General features: G+C 51.8%; 15 protein-coding genes. 6 read left to right on the top strand and 9 right to left on the bottom strand.

Going from position 1 to position 17,139, the window contains the following annotated elements; all coding sequences use genetic code 11:
* Positions 1-28: 28 nt before the first annotated feature.
* Complete coding sequence (locus tag ACPLPM_RS10475; protein ID WP_424356731.1) at positions 29-322, bottom strand: sensor histidine kinase; 294 nt, start codon at positions 320-322, stop codon at positions 29-31.
* Between the two features lie 144 nt (positions 323-466).
* Between ACPLPM_RS10475 and ACPLPM_RS10470 the strand changes: the two genes are divergently transcribed.
* A complete protein-coding gene (locus ACPLPM_RS10470; protein WP_424356730.1) occupies positions 467-1,240 on the top strand; it encodes a hypothetical protein in 774 nt (257 codons plus the stop codon).
* A gap of 23 nt (positions 1,241-1,263) precedes the next feature.
* On the opposite strand, the gene ACPLPM_RS10465 is transcribed toward ACPLPM_RS10470, so the two are convergent.
* The 3 genes from ACPLPM_RS10465 to ACPLPM_RS10455 form a co-directional block, all read right to left on the bottom strand.
* Positions 1,264-2,511, bottom strand: coding sequence for an ATP-binding protein (locus ACPLPM_RS10465; protein WP_424356729.1), 1,248 nt, complete (start codon positions 2,509-2,511; stop codon positions 1,264-1,266).
* Between the two features lie 113 nt (positions 2,512-2,624).
* A complete protein-coding gene (locus ACPLPM_RS10460; RefSeq protein WP_424356728.1) occupies positions 2,625-4,865 on the bottom strand; it encodes a PAS domain S-box protein in 2,241 nt (746 codons plus the stop codon).
* Between the two features lie 136 nt (positions 4,866-5,001).
* Entirely contained in the window at positions 5,002-6,903 is a 1,902-nt protein-coding gene (locus tag ACPLPM_RS10455; RefSeq protein ID WP_424356727.1) for a PAS domain S-box protein, read from the bottom strand.
* 337 nt (positions 6,904-7,240) lie between these two features.
* Between ACPLPM_RS10455 and ACPLPM_RS10450 the strand changes: the two genes are divergently transcribed.
* The 5 genes from ACPLPM_RS10450 (at position 7,241) to ACPLPM_RS10430 (ending at position 13,323) form a co-directional block, all read left to right on the top strand.
* The gene (locus tag ACPLPM_RS10450) at positions 7,241-9,154 is read left to right on the top strand and encodes a PAS domain S-box protein (protein WP_424356726.1); all 1,914 of its coding nucleotides are present in this window, start codon (positions 7,241-7,243) and stop codon (positions 9,152-9,154) included.
* The gene (locus tag ACPLPM_RS10445) at positions 9,144-9,308 is read left to right on the top strand and encodes a hypothetical protein (RefSeq protein WP_424356725.1); all 165 of its coding nucleotides are present in this window, start codon (positions 9,144-9,146) and stop codon (positions 9,306-9,308) included. Before ACPLPM_RS10450 ends, ACPLPM_RS10445 begins: the two co-directional genes overlap by 11 nt.
* Positions 9,309-9,402: 94 nt before the next feature.
* Positions 9,403-10,701: a PocR ligand-binding domain-containing protein gene (locus tag ACPLPM_RS10440; RefSeq protein WP_424356724.1), complete on the top strand. Its 1,299-nt coding sequence runs from the start codon at positions 9,403-9,405 to the stop codon at positions 10,699-10,701.
* A gap of 151 nt (positions 10,702-10,852) precedes the next feature.
* Positions 10,853-11,809, top strand: a complete 957-nt coding sequence (locus ACPLPM_RS10435) for an ABC transporter substrate-binding protein (RefSeq protein WP_424356723.1) — start codon at positions 10,853-10,855, stop codon at positions 11,807-11,809.
* 11 nt (positions 11,810-11,820) lie between these two features.
* Positions 11,821-13,323: an ATP-binding protein gene (locus ACPLPM_RS10430; protein ID WP_424356722.1), complete on the top strand. Its 1,503-nt coding sequence runs from the start codon at positions 11,821-11,823 to the stop codon at positions 13,321-13,323.
* Positions 13,324-13,622: 299 nt separating this feature from the next.
* Here ACPLPM_RS10430 and ACPLPM_RS10425 read toward each other — a convergent pair whose 3' ends face one another.
* From ACPLPM_RS10425 to ACPLPM_RS10405, 5 genes are all read right to left on the bottom strand, one after another.
* Positions 13,623-13,982: an ATP-binding protein gene (locus ACPLPM_RS10425; RefSeq protein ID WP_424356721.1), complete on the bottom strand. Its 360-nt coding sequence runs from the start codon at positions 13,980-13,982 to the stop codon at positions 13,623-13,625.
* A 50-nt stretch (positions 13,983-14,032) separates the two neighbouring features.
* Entirely contained in the window at positions 14,033-14,254 is a 222-nt protein-coding gene (locus ACPLPM_RS10420; RefSeq protein ID WP_424356720.1) for a hypothetical protein, read from the bottom strand.
* A 121-nt stretch (positions 14,255-14,375) separates the two neighbouring features.
* Entirely contained in the window at positions 14,376-14,576 is a 201-nt protein-coding gene (locus ACPLPM_RS10415; protein WP_424356719.1) for a 30S ribosomal protein S17e, read from the bottom strand.
* 192 nt (positions 14,577-14,768) lie between these two features.
* A complete protein-coding gene (locus ACPLPM_RS10410) occupies positions 14,769-15,164 on the bottom strand; it encodes a response regulator (protein ID WP_424356718.1) in 396 nt (131 codons plus the stop codon).
* Positions 15,165-15,231: 67 nt separating this feature from the next.
* Positions 15,232-17,139 carry a hybrid sensor histidine kinase/response regulator gene (locus ACPLPM_RS10405; RefSeq protein WP_424356717.1) on the bottom strand — a complete coding sequence of 636 codons (1,908 nt, stop codon included), beginning with the start codon at positions 17,137-17,139 and terminating at the stop codon, positions 15,232-15,234.

Below are 17,139 nucleotides of genomic sequence, written 5' to 3'. Positions count from 1 at the left end.
CTGCACCCGGCCTACTACCAATAAATACTTAATCGTCGGCCGCTGGCAGAGTCACGATAAACTTGCTACCTTTCGTGTAGTCCCCGGGAACCCGGTCCACGACATAGACAGAGCCGCCAAAGCTTTCTACCAGAGTCCTTACAATGAATAAGCCCAGGCCGTTGCCCTTTGCCTTCGTCCTGCCCCTCTTCAGCTGCTCGAAAATGGCCGTTTTTCGATCGTCCGGGATGCCACACCCGTTATCTTCGATGGTTGTCAGAAAATACTGGTGTCGAGGCCAGACAGCTGCCATATATGCAGCGGTACAATTCAGCTTTTTCACAATCGCCCTCGCTTTAGCAGGAGGATTAACCAGGCAGTCCTCCGCCCCTTCAAGCGCTTTCAGGAAGCTTTTTACCGTTCCGACCTGAAAGATATATTTATATATTTTCTATATAATACAATTGCTTGTTGAAATAGTGGTCATATGAAAAGAGATCTTGACGGCCGGATAGAATTCGAGGAAGATGAAGAAAAGGCCCTGATGCTATTCTCCGGCCACAACAGGCAATACCAGCTGGATAAAGAGTATATGGCGGAGATGCTGGGCCTGGGCATGCCAGCGATCGATTACATCGTGGACGAGTTTACTATTTACAATATCCTGAAAGGTAGAGAGGGAACCGGGACGTATGCGTTGACGCCTTTTGGGAGGGAATGTGCGGCTTTTTTGAAAGCCAGGTCAGAAGTGGCCGTAAGGCAGAGGGACTTCCTGAAAAGGCTCAATACGGGAGTTACCTGTGGTACTAAAAGTGCTGGCTACGCTGACAGGTACCAGACAGGCAAGTCGATAGGGTGCAACAAAGTTGAAACGGATTACCTTTGCGCAGAAATGCAGTCCTCAGGCCTGATTGAGCCAGAGATGAAAAACATAACGGTTTTTCCCGGCTCAAGCTTCGAACGGGTCAGGGAAATACCCACGCAGAAAGTCAGACTTACTGACGCCGGTATAAACTGGGTGAAGCAAAAGGACAAAATCCTACCTGACCGGGCAAGCGAGGAGCATAATGCTGGAAAAGGCCTGCTCCCGGAGGTCCGAAAAACACCCGGCTTAATAGGCGACTTACTGGGCAGCCAGGCTGGCGGAACGGCCGATCTGGAGACAGATCAGGCTGTCGATAACATCAGCGGCTTTTTGAGGACAGTTGTGTTAATTGTCCTGGCAATGGGATTAACCATACTGGTCGTATTTTATAAGTAAGAATAGGTTCAGGGTAAGGGGAATCACTGCGGGTGCTTATCCAGAGCCGGAAGCATGACCACGAACTTCGCTCCCAGGGTGTGATCTCCTGGCACCCGATCTTCGACCCAGACGCTGCCGCGGTAGCTTTTTACGAGAGAATTGACCAGGTACAGGCCGAGGCCGCTGCCCTTAGATTTGCTGCTGGACCTCGAAAACCTGTCGAAGATTTGCTCTTTCCTATCATCAGGTATACCGGGGCCGTTATCTTCGATCTCGAACCGATAGTAGCCCGCACCATCGCAGCTCACCGGGACCAGCCGAAGGTTAAGCTCGATAGTATCCTGCCCGCCCCTGTGCTTGATGGCGTTGCCGATCAGGTTGGTAAAGACGTCGTTCAGCAGCTCGTCGGCCAGCACCATAGTGCTGCATGATCCGGGAATGTCGATGCGGAGGCAGACCCCCGGAAGCTTTGCGAACTGGCTGCAGGCAAGCTCCACTACATCCCTTGTGCATACCGGTATTTTTTCGCTGCCTATGGTGACCTTCTGCAGTTTCCGCACGTTGTCGATCAGTTTAGAGCTGTTCGTGACAGCTTCGACGGGCCGGGAAAACATCTCCACGAGGTCGCCTTCCGGCAGCTGGCTCCGGATCAGTTCCAGGTAGCCAAGCGCGATCTGGTTCAGGTTGTTGATGTCGTGGCCCATCAGGTCGAGGTACAGCTCTGCCCGGGCTTTGGCTGCCTTCAGCTCCTCATCAGCCCTTTTGAGTTCCGTGATGTCCATAAAGAAGCCGATCAGCAGCGTCCTGCCGTCGAGGATAAAGGGCCTCGCGCTGATGATGACGGGAACGTTTCTGCCGTCGGTGTGCCTGACCTCTGCGTCGCAGTTATTTATGGATGTAAGGGACGTGTGTTCGCGGAACTGGTTCCGGTAGAAGTCACACAGCTCCGGCGGGTGCATGTCCGACTGGTGCATGCCGATGACCTCCTCCCGGGTGCGCCCGATCAGATCGGCGGCACAGGAATTGCAGTCGAGAATGATGCCGCTCTCTGTGTCCGCTATAAAAATCGCTGTGCTGGCACCTTCGAAGAGCGTCTTAAACATCCGTTCGGGGCTGCCTGCAGGAGCCTTCAGCCACTTTAAGGCATCAAGTTCTGCCTGCTTCCGGCGGAGCTCAGATCTTAATGTGTCGATCTCTAATTTGAGTAATTCGGGATTGCCAGGGTAAGCGCTATCAGTAAAGCGATCAAAGTCTTTTTCGCTGCCTGGAGATCTTTCACCATCGATCATACGACACCAGATGAGTCATAATCCCCCGGCATCTCGTGTTGCCAGAGGGGCTCGAAACAATCCTCACTACATATTATAAATATTTTATATTCTCGAAATCCAGACAAAAAGGCCTAACAGGAGACGATAGGGAGCTGCACGACAAACCTTACACCCATGGTATAATCTCCAGGCACCCGGTCTTCCACCCACACTTTGCCCCGGTAGATCTCCACGAGAGAGCTTACCAGGTATAAGCCCAGGCCCCTGCCACTCGTTTTTTTGGCGCCTTTCCGGAACCGGTCGAAGAGGCTCTTCTTCAGCTTATCAGGTATACCCGGGCCATTATCTTCGATGGATACCCGGCAATAGACCCTGTCGCCCTCCCGGACGTTTTCGGCGGACACCAGGATAGTAACCGGACCGGTAGAATGTTTGACCGAGTTGCCGATCAGGTTCTGGAAGACATCCCGCAGCAGATCGTTAGCGACTACTATGCAGTTACAATCGATAGCAGTTTTGATCGTAATGCGCCGGCCCGGAATATCGTCGTACATAGTCAGTACTTCAGCCAGCAGCTGCCCGACGTTCAGCTGGTGCAGGGGCAGTCCGCCTTCACGGGTCTGCTGCAACTTTTTTACCCGCTGGATCAGGCTGGAGCTGTTCTTCAAAGCGTCCAGCGGCTTCAAGATGTATTCAACCGCAGGGCTGCCGGGCGGCAGGGTCTCGAGAGCGATCTCGAGAAATCCCATCGCTATCTGGTTCAGGTTGTTGATATCGTGGCCCATCAGGTCCAGGTACATCTCTGCCTGGACTTTCGCATCCTCCAGGGATAGCTCGACCTGTTTCCGATCAGTGATATCCTGTATGGTGCCGAAGTTCCCGACCGGCCGCCCCCGGGAATCCACGACCATCCGGACAGCCTCTACGTGGACGTACCTGAGCGCGCCATCCCTCCGGATGATGCGGTAGTCGAGGCTGCTGGGCCGGTTCTCGGCCAAAGCTTCCCTCGCATCCCTCATCACCAGCTCGACGTCGCCTGGGTGGACCATCGACAGGAACAGTTTATAGCAGGGCTTGACTGCTCCCGGCTCGAAGCCCAGGATACGGAAAAATTCATCCGACCACTCATCTTCCCCGGTATGCTTGTTCCACCGCCAGGAGCCGATGTGGGCGATCCTCTGGGAAAACAGCAGATCAGCTTCTCGCTTTTTAAGAGCCAGCTCAACCCTTTTGCGATCGGTGATATCCACGGTCATACCAGACATCCGGACTGCTTTGCCTTCTGCATCATAGTACCCGCGGCCTTTGGCGGTAGCCCAGTGTATGGTGCCATCCTTCCACAGAATCCGCATCTCGGTGTCATAGTCAGCCTTATGGTCGAGGGCGTTCCTGACATCCCGGTCAACCGGTTCCCGATCTTCCGGGTGAAGAGTCTCGAGGAAGACCTGATAACTTATCTCCGCGTCCCGGGATATACCAAAGATCTCTTTACACCGGTCGGACCAGGTCAGCGTACCTGTAACCAGGTCCCAGTCCCACATCCCCATACGGGAACCGTCCACCGCGAGCTTCAGTTTTTCCTCGCTCTGCCGGAGCGCCTCCTCGGTTCGCATCCGCTCGGTGATGTCCTCGTAAGTGCCCAGGATACCGATCACGTTACCGCGCTCGTCGTGCAGGGGGATCTTGTTGGTATCCAGCCAGGAATGGGTGCCGTCTGCCTGGAGCTGCGGCTCGATGATGTGGTACTTCGGCCGGTCGTTGTCCATGACTTCGCGATCGTCCCTCCGGAAAGCATCGGCTTCCTCCCGGGTCCACGCCAGTTCATAGTCAGTCTTGCCGGCTATCCGCTCGGATGTGCCCACACCCGCAGCCACTGCAAAGTGTTTATTGCAGCCGAGGTAGACAGAATTAAGGTCCTTCCAGAAGATCCGCTGGGGTACGTTATCCATTACCATCTGCAGCAGCTCTTTGGACTCCCTGTCCGTATCCTCCTTTTGCCTGCGTTCGGTGGTGTCCACGATGAACGAGTAATAGTACGGTTCCTCGCCTTCGCCCGGACAATACTTGTGGATGAACAGCTGCACTGGTACCAGAGAGCGGTCGGGTTTTACAAGGACGCCGGCCCCCTTGTACGCGGGTTCGCCTTTATCCAGCGCCCTCATCGCCTCCCGGACGAGGCTGACCGTCTCCCGGGTACCGAAGCTGTCCGGCCACTTCATCGATTCCAGCAGGTCAACTGTGAAACCGGTCAGTACCCTAAAGGGCTGGCTGGCTGTGAGCAGGCGCCCATCGGTATACCAGCTGATAAAGGCTACTGTGTCTCCCTCGATAGCATCAGCCGCAAGATTACCTAGCTCACTTAGCCTACGCATAAGCAACCAAGTATGTGTATTATGTATTCTAAGATATAAATATAGACGGGTTAAATTATACTCTGCCTGATCCTAAAATGTACACCCGGCACGAGTTTCATTAACAAATGACGGACAGAGTTTCCTTAACTTCCCGCTACTCTCGCATCGCCGGCAGCAGTACGACGAATTTTGCCCCCTGCGAAGAGTCTCCCCGCACCCGGTCTTCGACCCAGACTTCCCCCCGGTAGCCTTCGATCAGCGTCCTGACCAGATAAAGCCCCAGGCCTCTTCCGTGAGCCCGGGTGTTTCCCCTCTGGAACCTGTAGAAGAGTCTTTCTTTGAGGCTGTCGGGAATTCCCGGACCGTTATCTTCCACGATACACTGGTAGTAGTCCTGGCCGTTCCGGCGGACAGTCTCAACCTGCACGGTGATCACCAGCGGCGACTCCCTCCCGGAGTGCTTGACAGCGTTGGTGATCAGGTTGATAAAAACGTCCCTCAACAGCTCGTTCGCCTCGACCATGCAGCGCGGACTAAGCTTGGAGTATATGGTTACGTCCCGATCTTCAAAATTGAAGCTCTTTACGTCGATCTCTTTCAACAGCGCACAAAGGTCGACAGGTTTTGTCTTCACTCCCCCCTTCATCAGCTGCTGCAGTTTCCGGATATTGTCGATTAGCTTCGAGCTGTTTACCAGTGCTTTCAAGGGCATCTCGATCAGAGACATATCTTCGGGCCCGATCCGGTTTTCCGTCTCAAGCAGGTTCAGGGCAAGCTCCAGGAAGCCCATAGCGGACTGGTTCAGGTTGTTGATGTCGTGGCCCATCAGGTCTACGTACAGCTCGGCCTGCTCTTTAGCCTCGGCCAGCTCCCCTTCCGCCCGCTTCCGTTCGGTGATGTCCCGAATGACGCTGACCAGTACGCGCTGGCCACCTACGATCCGGCCCTGGGAGCTGACCTCGACAGGGAAAACTGCACCAGCTTTCCGGCGGTGCAGGGTTTCGAACAGGATCCCGTGATCAAAAGCAACATCCAGTTGTTCGTCCACCTTATACCCCGGATCGGCGGCTCTCAGATTATAAATACTCATGGAAAGCAGCTCGTCCCGGGAGTAGCCGTAGGCGTTGACCGCCGCCTCGTTCACCTCCAGGATCTGTCCGTCCCGCCTCAGGAACAGCACAATATCGCGGGCGTTTTCTGAAATGAGCCGGTATTTTTCCAGCGATTCCTGAGTCCGCTTTCGCTCGGTGATGTCCCGGATCATGATGGCCGTCCTGATCTCGCCGAACCTGTTTCGGTATACGGCCGAGGACATTTCCCCGGGAAAGACAGTGCCGTCTTTCCGGCGGTAGTTCAGTTCACCCTTAGCCTTGCCGGCCCTGTTCCGTTCGTCTATCAGCCGCCAGAGCCGGGAATCGGAGGGATCGACGAGGCCTTCCCGGCCCGCCCGGCTGATCTCTTCTTCGGACATCCCGAACATCCGGCAGGCTTCAGGGTTAGCGGATTCGATGCGGCCGTCCGGTAAAGTGATAAGGATAGCATCGATGCTGTTTTCGTAAAACGCGCGATACCGCTCCTCGCTCTGGCGGAGCTCGGCCGTTCGTTCCTCGATCCGGGATTCCACTTCTGCCCGGGCTTTCCTCAGCTCTTCTCCGGCTTTTTTTAACGCCGTAATATCGTTGCCTACAGTAATAATGCCGGTCAGGCTACCGCTGGCGTCAAGCACTGGCTTATTCGTCCACGAGATCCAGACACGCTCCCCATTTTTCCGCATGTTCTCGTTCTCGTTCGAAACGTACCGCTCCGGATACTTCAGGATATCCCGGATCATGATATCGAGGTTCCGGCCGGCAGTACTTGTCTCCGGTACGATGGTACCGATGATACATTTGCCCAGAACCTCTTCTTTAGTGTAGCCGAAGAATTGCAGCGCATACTTATTGATAAAGGTTAATCTGCACCCGGTATCCCAGCGGATGATAATGCTGTTGACATTCTCCACTATCTCTCTGTAAATATCCTTATTGTCACCCAGTTGCTCCTGCACGCCCGACATAACACGACTTCGTTAACAAACGCTCCGGATAGAATTACTGATATACATAAATAATACGGGATGAAATAAAAATATGTTTGCATAATATAAGTACGATATAAGTGTATAGTCCTTCTACCATTTGATAGTAACCGGGCCGGGGCGACAAGCGTAAAAAAGCTTATACGGTAATTACATTCTTTGCCCCGGCCCTGCTGGCCGTTCTGAGTACGAAAAATATTTAACGTGCCGATACGGTTGTTTCCTACTATATCATTATTATACATAATCAGTGATAAATCATCTGGCGGTTAATACAGTCACGATTACTGAGCTTGAAAGACCGGGAGACAGGAAAGTGTATCAGGAGCGTGAAGTGGTCAAAGATAATAATTTTTATAGGTACATTTTCGAGAATATCCGGGACCCCGTTCTGATTATTCGTCCGGACGGGCAAATCATCGACGCCAATAAAGCCATCGCGGAGGCAACTGGATATACGAAAACCGAGCTGCTCCGCATGAACGTGTCAGACCTGCGCCCGCTTTCCGGGAAGCCGAAGGTATGCGAAGACCTGGACAGGAGCCGGGAAGAGGGTGTTTTCGAGACTACTTACCAGCGGCGGGACGGCGATATATTCCCTGTCGAGATCAGCACTCAGAGAGTTGTCTTAGGAGACGAGCTGGCGTTCGTGGAGATCATCCGGGACATCACCGAGCGCAAGAAGGCAGACGAATCTGTGATAAGGCTGCAGGCCACGCTCGAAAAATCCCAGGAGATCGCCAACCTCGGGAGCTGGGAGCTCGATCTGGAAAACAACCGGCTCACGTGGTCGGATGAGGCGTACCGGATCTTCGGCCTGAAGCCCCAGGAGTTCGGGGCCACCTATGAGGCTTTCCTGGCCATCATACACCCGGACGATCGGGCGGCCGTCGACGATGCCTACAGTAGCTCGGTCAGGCTGGGGAAAAACGCGTACGAGATCGACCACAGGATCCTGAGGATGCGCGGCGGCGAGATTCGTTACGTCCACGAAAAATGCGAGCACATCAGGGATGGATCGGGCAACATCACCCGTTCCGTGGGCATTGTGCAGGACATTACCGAGCGGAAACGTGCCGAAGAAGCCCGAGAGAGGCTGCTGCAAGAGATAGATGAGCAGCGCAACCGCCTGAAAGCCATTCTCGACTCGCTGCCGGTCGGCGTATGGATAGCAGATAATACGGGAAAGGTGATCCTGATCAACGACATCGCCCGTGTGATCTGGGGTGGCAAAGCCCCGGCCTCGAATAGTATCGAGGATTACGGCCAGTATAAGTTCTGGTGGTCCGACACGGGAGAGCTCGCCAGGGCAGAAGACATGCCACTGGCCCGGGCGATCACCCACGGCGAAACGCGAAAGAACGTCCTCATCGACATCGAGCGGTTCGACGGCACCAGCGGCACCGAGCTCATATCCGGCGCCCCGATCAGGGACTCGAAGGGCGAGATTATTGGCGGCGTGGTGATCATCCAGGACATCTCGGAGCTCATGCGGACGGAAGAAGAGCTGAAGGCGGCAAAGGCCCAGGCCGAACTCTACCTGGACCTCATGGGCCACGATATCTCCAACATGCACCAGATTATCCTCATGCAGCTGGAGCTGGCTCTCGGCGTGCTGGACGAGGAGGGAAAGCTGGACGCCAGATACAGGGATATGCTGGACATACCGCTAAAGACCCTGGAGCGGAGCGTCAACCTTATCCACAACGTCCGCATGCTCCAGAAAGTCAGATCCGGCGAATACCGGGCGGAGCCGCTGGACCTCGGGCCCGTGATAGAGGAAATTGTAAACACGTATTCCAAAGTCCCGGGCAGGAACGTCACGATAAACTACGCCCATTCATCGGGCTACAGAGTAATGGCGAGCCCCCTGATCAAGGACATCGTGAGTAACCTTGTGGATAACGCGGTAAAACATGCCCAGGACCCGGTCCAGATCAGTATCGCCGTAGATAAAGTCGAACAGAAAGGCATAGCTTATTATCGGGTCTCGGTAGAGGACAACGGCAGAGGAATCCCTGACGAGAAGAAAGACCTGATCTTCCTGCGGTTCAAGCGCGGGCAGACAGCGGTGAAGGGTACCGGGCTCGGGCTTTACATTGTCAGGACGCTGGTGGAGAGCTTCGACGGCAAAGTCGAAGTGGAGGACCGGATACCCGGGGACCACACCCTGGGCGCCCGGTTTAACGTGTACCTGCCAGTAGCGGAGGCCGTAGCAGATGAACGGTGAAGGGTGCCTAGGAATTGTTGACGACGAGGAGATGCTGGTGAAGACTTACCAGATGATCTTCGAGCGCCAGCACATTCCCCTTGCCTTTATCGCGCTCGACGGCACTGAAGCCATCGCAAAGTTCAAGGCTGCCAGCCCCAGGCCGATGCGGTGAAAAAAAGATTTAAAGAATAAGATATTATAATACTCTAAATTTTTATTGTTGTCCAGATAGTCATGCAGAAACCCCTCGAAACCCCGGATTAAATATGCCCGAAGAGATGAACCGTATATTCTCCATAGATGATGTCGATATCACTGATCTCGAGCGCATAATCAATATCCCTGAGATCCAGGACATGATGAACCATTTTTACGAGCTGACGCATATTGGCATGGCCATCACCGATATGAACGGTAATGTCCTGGTGGCCACAGGATGGCAGGATATCTGTACGAAATTCCACCGCTGCCACCCCGAGACACTAAGGAACTGCGTGGAAAGCGATACTAACATCACCCAGAACCCGGTGAAAGGAAAATACACGATCTACAAGTGTAAAAATAATATGTGGGACATAGCCACCCCCCTGTTTCTTGGGGGTAAGCATGTCGCTAACCTCTTCACAGGCCAGTTCTTCTTTGAGGACGAAGTGCCCGATTACGAGTTCTTCCGAGAACAGGCGAGGAAATATGGCTTCGATGAAGCCGAATACTTAAGTGCCGTGGACAGGGTACCCCGGTGGAGCCGTGCCAAAGTATATACCGCCATGGAGTTCTACACGAGGCTGGCCGGCATGATAAACAGCCTCAGCTACAGCAATATTCACCTGCAAAATATGCTGAGTAAGCAAAAAGAAGCCGAGGAAGAGATCCAGAAAGCCAGGATGCAAGCCGAGCTGTACCTCGACCTGATGGGCCACGACATCACCAACATAAACATGATCGTGCTGGGCTACCTGGAGCTTGCCAGGAATACTACGCAGGAGAACAGGGAACATGTAGAGTCCCTTGACAAATCTAGCGAGGTATTGCAGCGGAGTACCCGGCTTATACAGAACGTGAGAACGCTGCAAAAGTTACAGGATATCGTGGTCCCGACAGAGCCAGTCGATGTTTGCCAGGTCCTTCAGGAGATCAGACAGGAATACGGGTCCATACCTGGCAAGACCGTCGATCTAAACCTGAATGGGCTTAAATGCTGCACAGTTCGGGCGAACTACCTGTTGAACGAGGTCTTTGCCAACCTGGTGAGCAATGCGATCAAGCATACCAGGGGTCCGGCAGACATCAGGATCGATCTCGGCATCGTAGAGGAAAATGGCGAAAAGTACTGCCGGGTAAGGGTCATAGATAACGGGCCGGGGATTCCCGAGGATTTCAAGAAGAAGATTTTCAACCGGATGCTGAAAGGCACTGACAAGGCGAAGGGCATGGGCCTCGGACTGTACCTCGTAAAATCACTAGTTGACAGTTATCACGGAAAAGTGTGGGTGGAGGACCGGGTGCCGGGCGACTACACGAAAGGTGCCAAGTTTGTGGTCATCCTGCCTTTAACTATCTTATAGGAGATATTTAAAGCTGTGATGCAATAAAAGTTATTATAAAGTGCGGTTAATAACCATACTGGTACTAAAATCAAATTATCAGGCCGTCTTGTATATTATGAAAAAAGTAATCTTTGCCATTATCATTATAAGCATCATAATCACCTTATTCGTGGCTGGCATCGAACTGTACCAGAGTTCCCGGAAGCCTTACGCCGGAAAGCCAGAACCGGTTGTGATCGGCATACCGACGATGATGGATTCTTCGGCGCTCGTCTTCATCGCCGACGAAAAGGGCTACTTTGCGGAAAACGGCCTCGATGTGACCATTCACGAGTACGAGGCCGGCTTGTACGCCGTGGACGACATGCTGAAGGGTAAAAACGACATAGCCGTGGCTACTGAGTTTGTCATGGTGGGAAAAATCTTCGATCAGGAGGAGATCGGCAGTATCGCAAGTATAGCAAAATATGAGTCTCACTACCTCATCGGCAGAAAAGACCGGGGGATCGAGGATGTTTCCGATCTGAAGGGTAAGAGGATCGGCTACGCCCGGGGGACCTCCGGGGAGTTCTACCTCAACAGATATCTAGAGCTGCATGGCATGAACCTGTCCGAGATAACCCCGGTAGACGTCAGGCCATCGCAGTATGCGGAAGCAATAGAAAACGGGAGCGTCGATGCCATACTCTCCTGGGAGCCCTATGCAGGCATCACCAGGGACCACCTGGGCGAGGACGTTGTTGCCTGGCCTGCGCAAAGCGGACAGCTCGGGTACTGGAATGCCATCTGTAAAAAGGACTGGGCGGAAGCTCACCCGGAAACCGTGTACCGCTTCCTGAAAGCGATCGACCGGGCAGTCGAGTATACGATATACCACCCGGACGAAGCGAAGGCCATCTCCCAGAGGCGGCTGAATGCGAGCGAAACCTACGTCGAGGATTCCTGGAACAACACCCAGTATTCGCTCTCGCTCGACCAGTCGCTGATCACCGCGATGGAAGACGAGGGACGATGGATGATCGCCAGCAACCTGACCGGAGAAAGGAATATCCCCGACTACCAGAACTACACCTACCTCACCGCCATCGGTGCGGTAAAACCGGAGTCTGTCAACATCATAGTATAGTGTGGAGAACAATGAAAATCGGTACCCAGCTGATCATCATCTTTGTTATCTTTATCATAGCCTTGCTCATCATCGCAGGATCGGTTATTTCGACCAATCAGCATCTGGACCGGCTGAACAAGCAGCAGATCTTAGCTAACAACATAGAGATCGCAGCCGGCGAGCTGGGCTATTTATCCAATGACTACCTGTTGTACCACGAAAGCCAGCAGCTCGACCGGTGGAATTCTAAATATGCCTCGTTCTCTGCCGATCTGTCAAACCTGAACGTGGATACCCCCGAGCAGCAAGTGCTGGTTGATAATATGAGAGCAAATCGGCAGCGGCTAAAAAATGTATTCGACGACGTGGTAACGACCATAGAAAGCTCAAACACTGAACCGAAGAAAACGATCGACTCCGGGTATATCCAGGTCTCGTGGAGCAGGATAGCGGTCCAGAACCGGGGGATTATCTTCGATGCCTCCCGCCTGTCCCAGATGCTGCGAGACGAAGAAGACCGGGTAAGACAAACAAATACGCTGTTTATTGCCGGCGTGATGGGGACTTTTGTGCTGTTCCTTCTCGCTAATTACCTCCTGGTATACAGGCACACGTTAAAAGCGATAGCATCGCTACAGACAGGTACTAAAATCATCGGCTCCGGGAATCTCGATTACACCATCGACGTGAGAGGCAGGAACGAGATCAGCGAGCTCGCGAGGGCGTTCAACCAGATGACCTCCCACCTGAAAACTGTGACGGCATCTAAAGCAGAGCTTGAAAAGGAGGTTATCGAGCGCAAGCAGGCAGAGGAAGCCTTGAAAGACGCAAAGATGCAGGCCGAGCTGTACGTTGATTTGATGGGCCACGACATCAATAATCTCAACCAGTCAGCGATGGGATACCTGGAGCTGGCGCTAGAAACGCTTGAACAGGAGGGAAACCTCAGTAACAACGATAAAGACCTGCTGGGGAAGCCGCTGAAAGCGTTAAACAGCAGCTCTGTATTAATAGATAATGTCAGAAAGCTTCAGCGACTGGTGAGCGAGGGTGTGAAGACCAGCCCGGTGGATCTCAGCGGGATTCTCCAAAGTATCGACCTTGAGGCCTTCCAGTCGGATGGCAGAGACATCACTATCAACATACCAGCTATTCCTCATTATTTTGTCGAAGCCAGCGAGTTACTTAAAGACGTCTTCTTCAACCTGATCTCTAACGCAGTCAAGCACTCGGACGAGGCTAAACCGCTTACTGTAAGCGTTAAGGTCGAGCCTGTTACCGATAATGATCTGCAATACTACCAGTGTTCGATCGAGGATAACGGACCAGGCATACCGGACGCAGTAAAGGGAAAACTCTTCCACAGGTTCCAGCGGGGCGCCACGAAGGCGCACGGTAAGGGACTCGGATTATACCTCGTCAGAATGCTGATAGAAAGCTACCATGGCCGAGTATGGGTCGAAGACCGGGTTCCCGGGGACTATTCGCAGGGAGCCAGGTTCGTGATACAGCTTCCTGCTGCCGAAAAATAAGTCAATACGAATGGTTACTCTGTAATAAAGGTAATTAATACAGAGGGTACCATCGTCTGGAAAACGCTGTTCAGCGTCTTCCCCTTCGCTTACCGCCCTTATTACCGCTGTTATGCTGACAGCGCTCGCACTTGCCCGCCGCAATACTAGTGTGCAGCATTGCTTCCGGGATTATGGGACATGGTCCCTGTAATGTACATGCCATTTTTTCACTCCACCCCATATCATACATTCGAGTATATATACATTTGACTATTAATTGCATGATTCGAAAAACCATACTTCGCTGCATGCACCTATTAGTCAACCGTTGGCAGCATGACCACGAACTTAGCGCCTTGAGGACATTCTCCGGGCACCCGGTCCTCCACCCACACCCTGCCGGCATAGCTGTCTACCAGTGACTTGACCAGATAGAGGCCGAGGCCCATCCCTTTTCGCCGAGCCCTTTGACATTCTGTCGAAATGGCCGGACTTTCGATGGTTCTCCTGCCCGGCGATGACTCCGTCGAGCCTGATGGTAAACATAGGTGGAATACTGTGGCTGGCTTATTAAAAGTTTCAGGCGGCCAAAGGCTGGTTACAGTTGCAGGAGTAAACTGGAGTAAAAGTTGGTATAGAGCAGGATGATAATAGTATAAAGGATCTACGCAGGCCATTACTTATTCACTATGGTACTCAATGTCATCACCCATATGCTCATAGCCCCTCAGTTTACAGGATTAATCTCCGAGACGAACCGCTCTTCGCAAATTCCGTACTTGTATAGTATGCTTTTCGGGGAGCGGTCTCCCAGAATCTTATTAACCTGTACTCTGGCGTCCCTCTTGTCTTTGGCGACAATGGTGAAGACTTCTACGAACGGGTCTCTGTTGATCTTATTCCCTCTGATCCGTACTTCAAATTCCCTGGTTTTTACTTCTTCTTCCATGCTTATCCTTTCCTTAATTTTTGATCAATCGACACTATGTGCTATCTGGCAGATAACCCGCGAAAAGCTCATTGTCGGCTTATGGGGCGAGGGAAGTTGATACTTCCAGTCTCTCCCGGAGTTAATACCGCTTTCTTCCTTTGGACGTTAATCTGGTCGTCACATAGCCGGCGACGTGGTTACGGACTTCCTTAGTCTGGATTTTTGCCAGCCTGGTGACGGCAAGCTTATTCGCTTCGAAATCGGTGCCGAACTCGCCGGGGTAAAGTCTCAATAGCGTGTCAGCGGTACTCTTGATGTAGGTCTGCCTGATGTTTCCCATAATAATCACCTTATATATGGCACCCGGTTTATCTAAGTCGGGCGCTTTTTGCACATAGTTACATGTAGTCTGCTTAACAGCTCAAATACCATTAAAATGAAAAACAGTTTGGGTCAATTAATCAGCTTCATATAAAATGATTTTAAGCGTAATATGCTGTGTTACTATAAGACAGTATGCATTTGAGCTTGTTTAATCGCCTGCCCCAAAGGCTTGCCTGACGGCGTTGACAATAGTAAGGATACTGCTTGGTTTCTTAATGAAGATATAGGCCCCGGCGCGCATGGCTTCTTCTTGTTGGTCAACGTCAGCGCTCAGAAAAATGAATTTGACCTCGACATTAATCTTTCTAATCTCCCTCATGGCATCGATGCCATTCATTATGGGAAGACGGTAATCTATAAGAATTACATGAGGCCTTGGTGAACATTCGACGAACTTTTTGACCGCTTCATGCCCATCATAGGCAATGAAACATATATGAATGCCCTTTCTACCAAAGATCATCTGGTATGCTTTAACGAGTTCTTTTTCATCCTCTACGATGGCAATGCCCATCCTGCAGCCCCGAGCATCACATTCTTCCATATGGCACACCTAAAGAATCATCTTAAATTTCATCATGAACGTCAGTATTAAACTGCAAGTACATATTTCAGCCCGCTACAAGCGGCAGCAGCACGACAAATCTACTCCCCTTTGTGTAGTCCCGCGAAACTCGGTCATCCACCCAGACTCTCCCCCCGAAACTTTCCACCAGTACCCGAACAAGATATAATCTACGATTAACGTATGATAAACGAGAGTCTGCCTTTTTGTATCTTGTGAAAAGATACTTTTTCAAGTCATCAGGTATGCCGGGACCATCATCTTCAATTGTGACTTTGTAGTACTGTTTTCCCTCTTGTAAATCCTTTGACAGGCCGATGTCGATAGATACGTCCCCCGTTGTCTGCTTTATGAGGTTATTGATCAAAATGGAAAAGATATCCACCAGCGCCCCGGTTCCGACGATATAATTGCCAGCAGGCGGTGCACAGTTAATTGTAATTTGCCTGCCCGGGAACAATCTGGGCTGTGCCGAGGAGACGCCAACGAGTAACTGACCTAGATCGATTATTTCATGGCCTGCCGTTTTTTCTCGCAGGCACTCAAGCTTTCTAACCGTTTCAATCATCTTCGAGCTTGCCCTAAACGCTTCTAAAGGCCTCTCAATTAACTCCCTATTTTCTGCACCCAGTTCCAGTTTTTCTTGTGCGATTTCAAGATACAGTATTCCCGCCTGGTTCTGATTATTGATGTCGTGTCCAAGAAGATCAAGATATATCTCGACCTGGATATTCTTCAACTGGGCATCAAGTTCTCTGGCCTTGCGCTCAGTAATATCTTTTAGCGTAACTACGGCCAGCCCAGGGTTCCCAGCCCTGTTCAATACCGGGCTTCCCCCAAAAATGCCTACCTTTTTCCGGCCGGAGCTTTTTTCCCTGACTTCCAGCTCGAGGTTTGCGAAAGTTTCACCGCGCAAGACTCTCGCGAAAGGCATTTGATCAGGAAATAATACATTCCCTTCAGGCCCTTTCATTTCGATCCTGTCGTACAGATCGGCCCAAAATCTGCGGAACCTGGTCGACGGCCCCACTTCAAAGAACTGCATAGCCAGAGGGCTAATGTTGATGAGCTGGCCGTTCAGGTCAGATATGATAACACCATCAGCCATTGTCCGCAGGAGGGCATTTAATTGTCCTGTATCTAATGCACTCCGCTCCTTTGCCATGGCTGATTCTTTTTCAGCATGCCTGATTGTACTAAGATCCGCTACATATCCGATCCTCGTTTGTTCACAGGCGTCGAGTAAGCCGAAACCTACCAGAACCGGTATGCGACTATCATCTTTTCTGATGTACTCTTTTTCATAGGGTGTGCAGTAACCTTTAACATTCATTTCCCCTGTTCCTGATGCATCGATCGACTCATATCCGCCGGGGGTGATATCGCGCTCATTAATCTTACACTGGCGGATATCTTCGACCGAGTATCCGATAAGATCCAGGAAGTAATCGTTCGATTCGTTTACCACCCCCTTACAATCCATGGTGAAGATACCCAGAATATTAGTCTGGACCAGGGCAGTGAACCGGGCCTCGCTGAGCAACAGCTCTTTTTCATATCGGCCCATTTCCCTGCGCGCAGCGTGCTCTTTTAATTCTTTTGCCACGACCGCACCCAGTCTTGCAAGGTTATTTTTTAGTACATAGTCATTAGCTCCTTGCTTTACCGTCTCTGCGGCAAGCTCGTCGCCCACCACACCGGATACGACAATGAATGGGATATCCAGGTCCAGCTCTTTTTTAAGCCTCAGAGCATCGAGGCCGTTAAAGTGAGGCATAGAATAGTCAGAAATAATCACATCCCAATTCTTCTGCAATGCATTCCTCATTTTAAACGCATCATCGACGACATCATAGGTAACACTGTACCCGTATTTTTCCAGATGTCTGACTTCCAGCAACGCGTCATCAATCGAATCCTCAACGATTAAAACTTGCAGCGGTATTTTACTCAC

It is taken from the genome of Methanocella sp. MCL-LM (genome assembly GCF_049676595.1).
Lineage (GTDB): Archaea > Halobacteriota > Methanocellia > Methanocellales > Methanocellaceae > Methanocella_A.
The sequence above is the reverse complement of the archived record's forward strand: the minus strand, read 5'-3'. Positions and strand labels throughout refer to the sequence as shown.

Excerpts from the sequence above, each read along its gene's own strand:
- ACPLPM_RS10415 (WP_424356719.1), bottom strand. The coding sequence starts at position 14,576 with ATGGGAAACATCAGGCAGACCTACATCAAGAGTACCGCTGACACGCTA.
- ACPLPM_RS10455 (WP_424356727.1), bottom strand. The coding sequence starts at position 6,903 with ATGTCGGGCGTGCAGGAGCAACTGGGTGACAATAAGGATATTTACAGA.
- ACPLPM_RS10425 (WP_424356721.1), bottom strand. The coding sequence starts at position 13,982 with ATGGCCTGCGTAGATCCTTTATACTATTATCATCCTGCTCTATACCAA.
- ACPLPM_RS10440 (WP_424356724.1), top strand. The coding sequence starts at position 9,403 with ATGCCCGAAGAGATGAACCGTATATTCTCCATAGATGATGTCGATATC.
- ACPLPM_RS10410 (WP_424356718.1), bottom strand. The coding sequence starts at position 15,164 with ATGGAAGAATGTGATGCTCGGGGCTGCAGGATGGGCATTGCCATCGTA.
- ACPLPM_RS10430 (WP_424356722.1), top strand. The coding sequence starts at position 11,821 with ATGAAAATCGGTACCCAGCTGATCATCATCTTTGTTATCTTTATCATA.
- ACPLPM_RS10420 (WP_424356720.1), bottom strand. The coding sequence starts at position 14,254 with ATGGAAGAAGAAGTAAAAACCAGGGAATTTGAAGTACGGATCAGAGGG.
- ACPLPM_RS10445 (WP_424356725.1), top strand. The coding sequence starts at position 9,144 with ATGAACGGTGAAGGGTGCCTAGGAATTGTTGACGACGAGGAGATGCTG.
- ACPLPM_RS10470 (WP_424356730.1), top strand. The coding sequence starts at position 467 with ATGAAAAGAGATCTTGACGGCCGGATAGAATTCGAGGAAGATGAAGAA.
- ACPLPM_RS10465 (WP_424356729.1), bottom strand. The coding sequence starts at position 2,511 with ATGATCGATGGTGAAAGATCTCCAGGCAGCGAAAAAGACTTTGATCGC.
- ACPLPM_RS10460 (WP_424356728.1), bottom strand. The coding sequence starts at position 4,865 with ATGCGTAGGCTAAGTGAGCTAGGTAATCTTGCGGCTGATGCTATCGAG.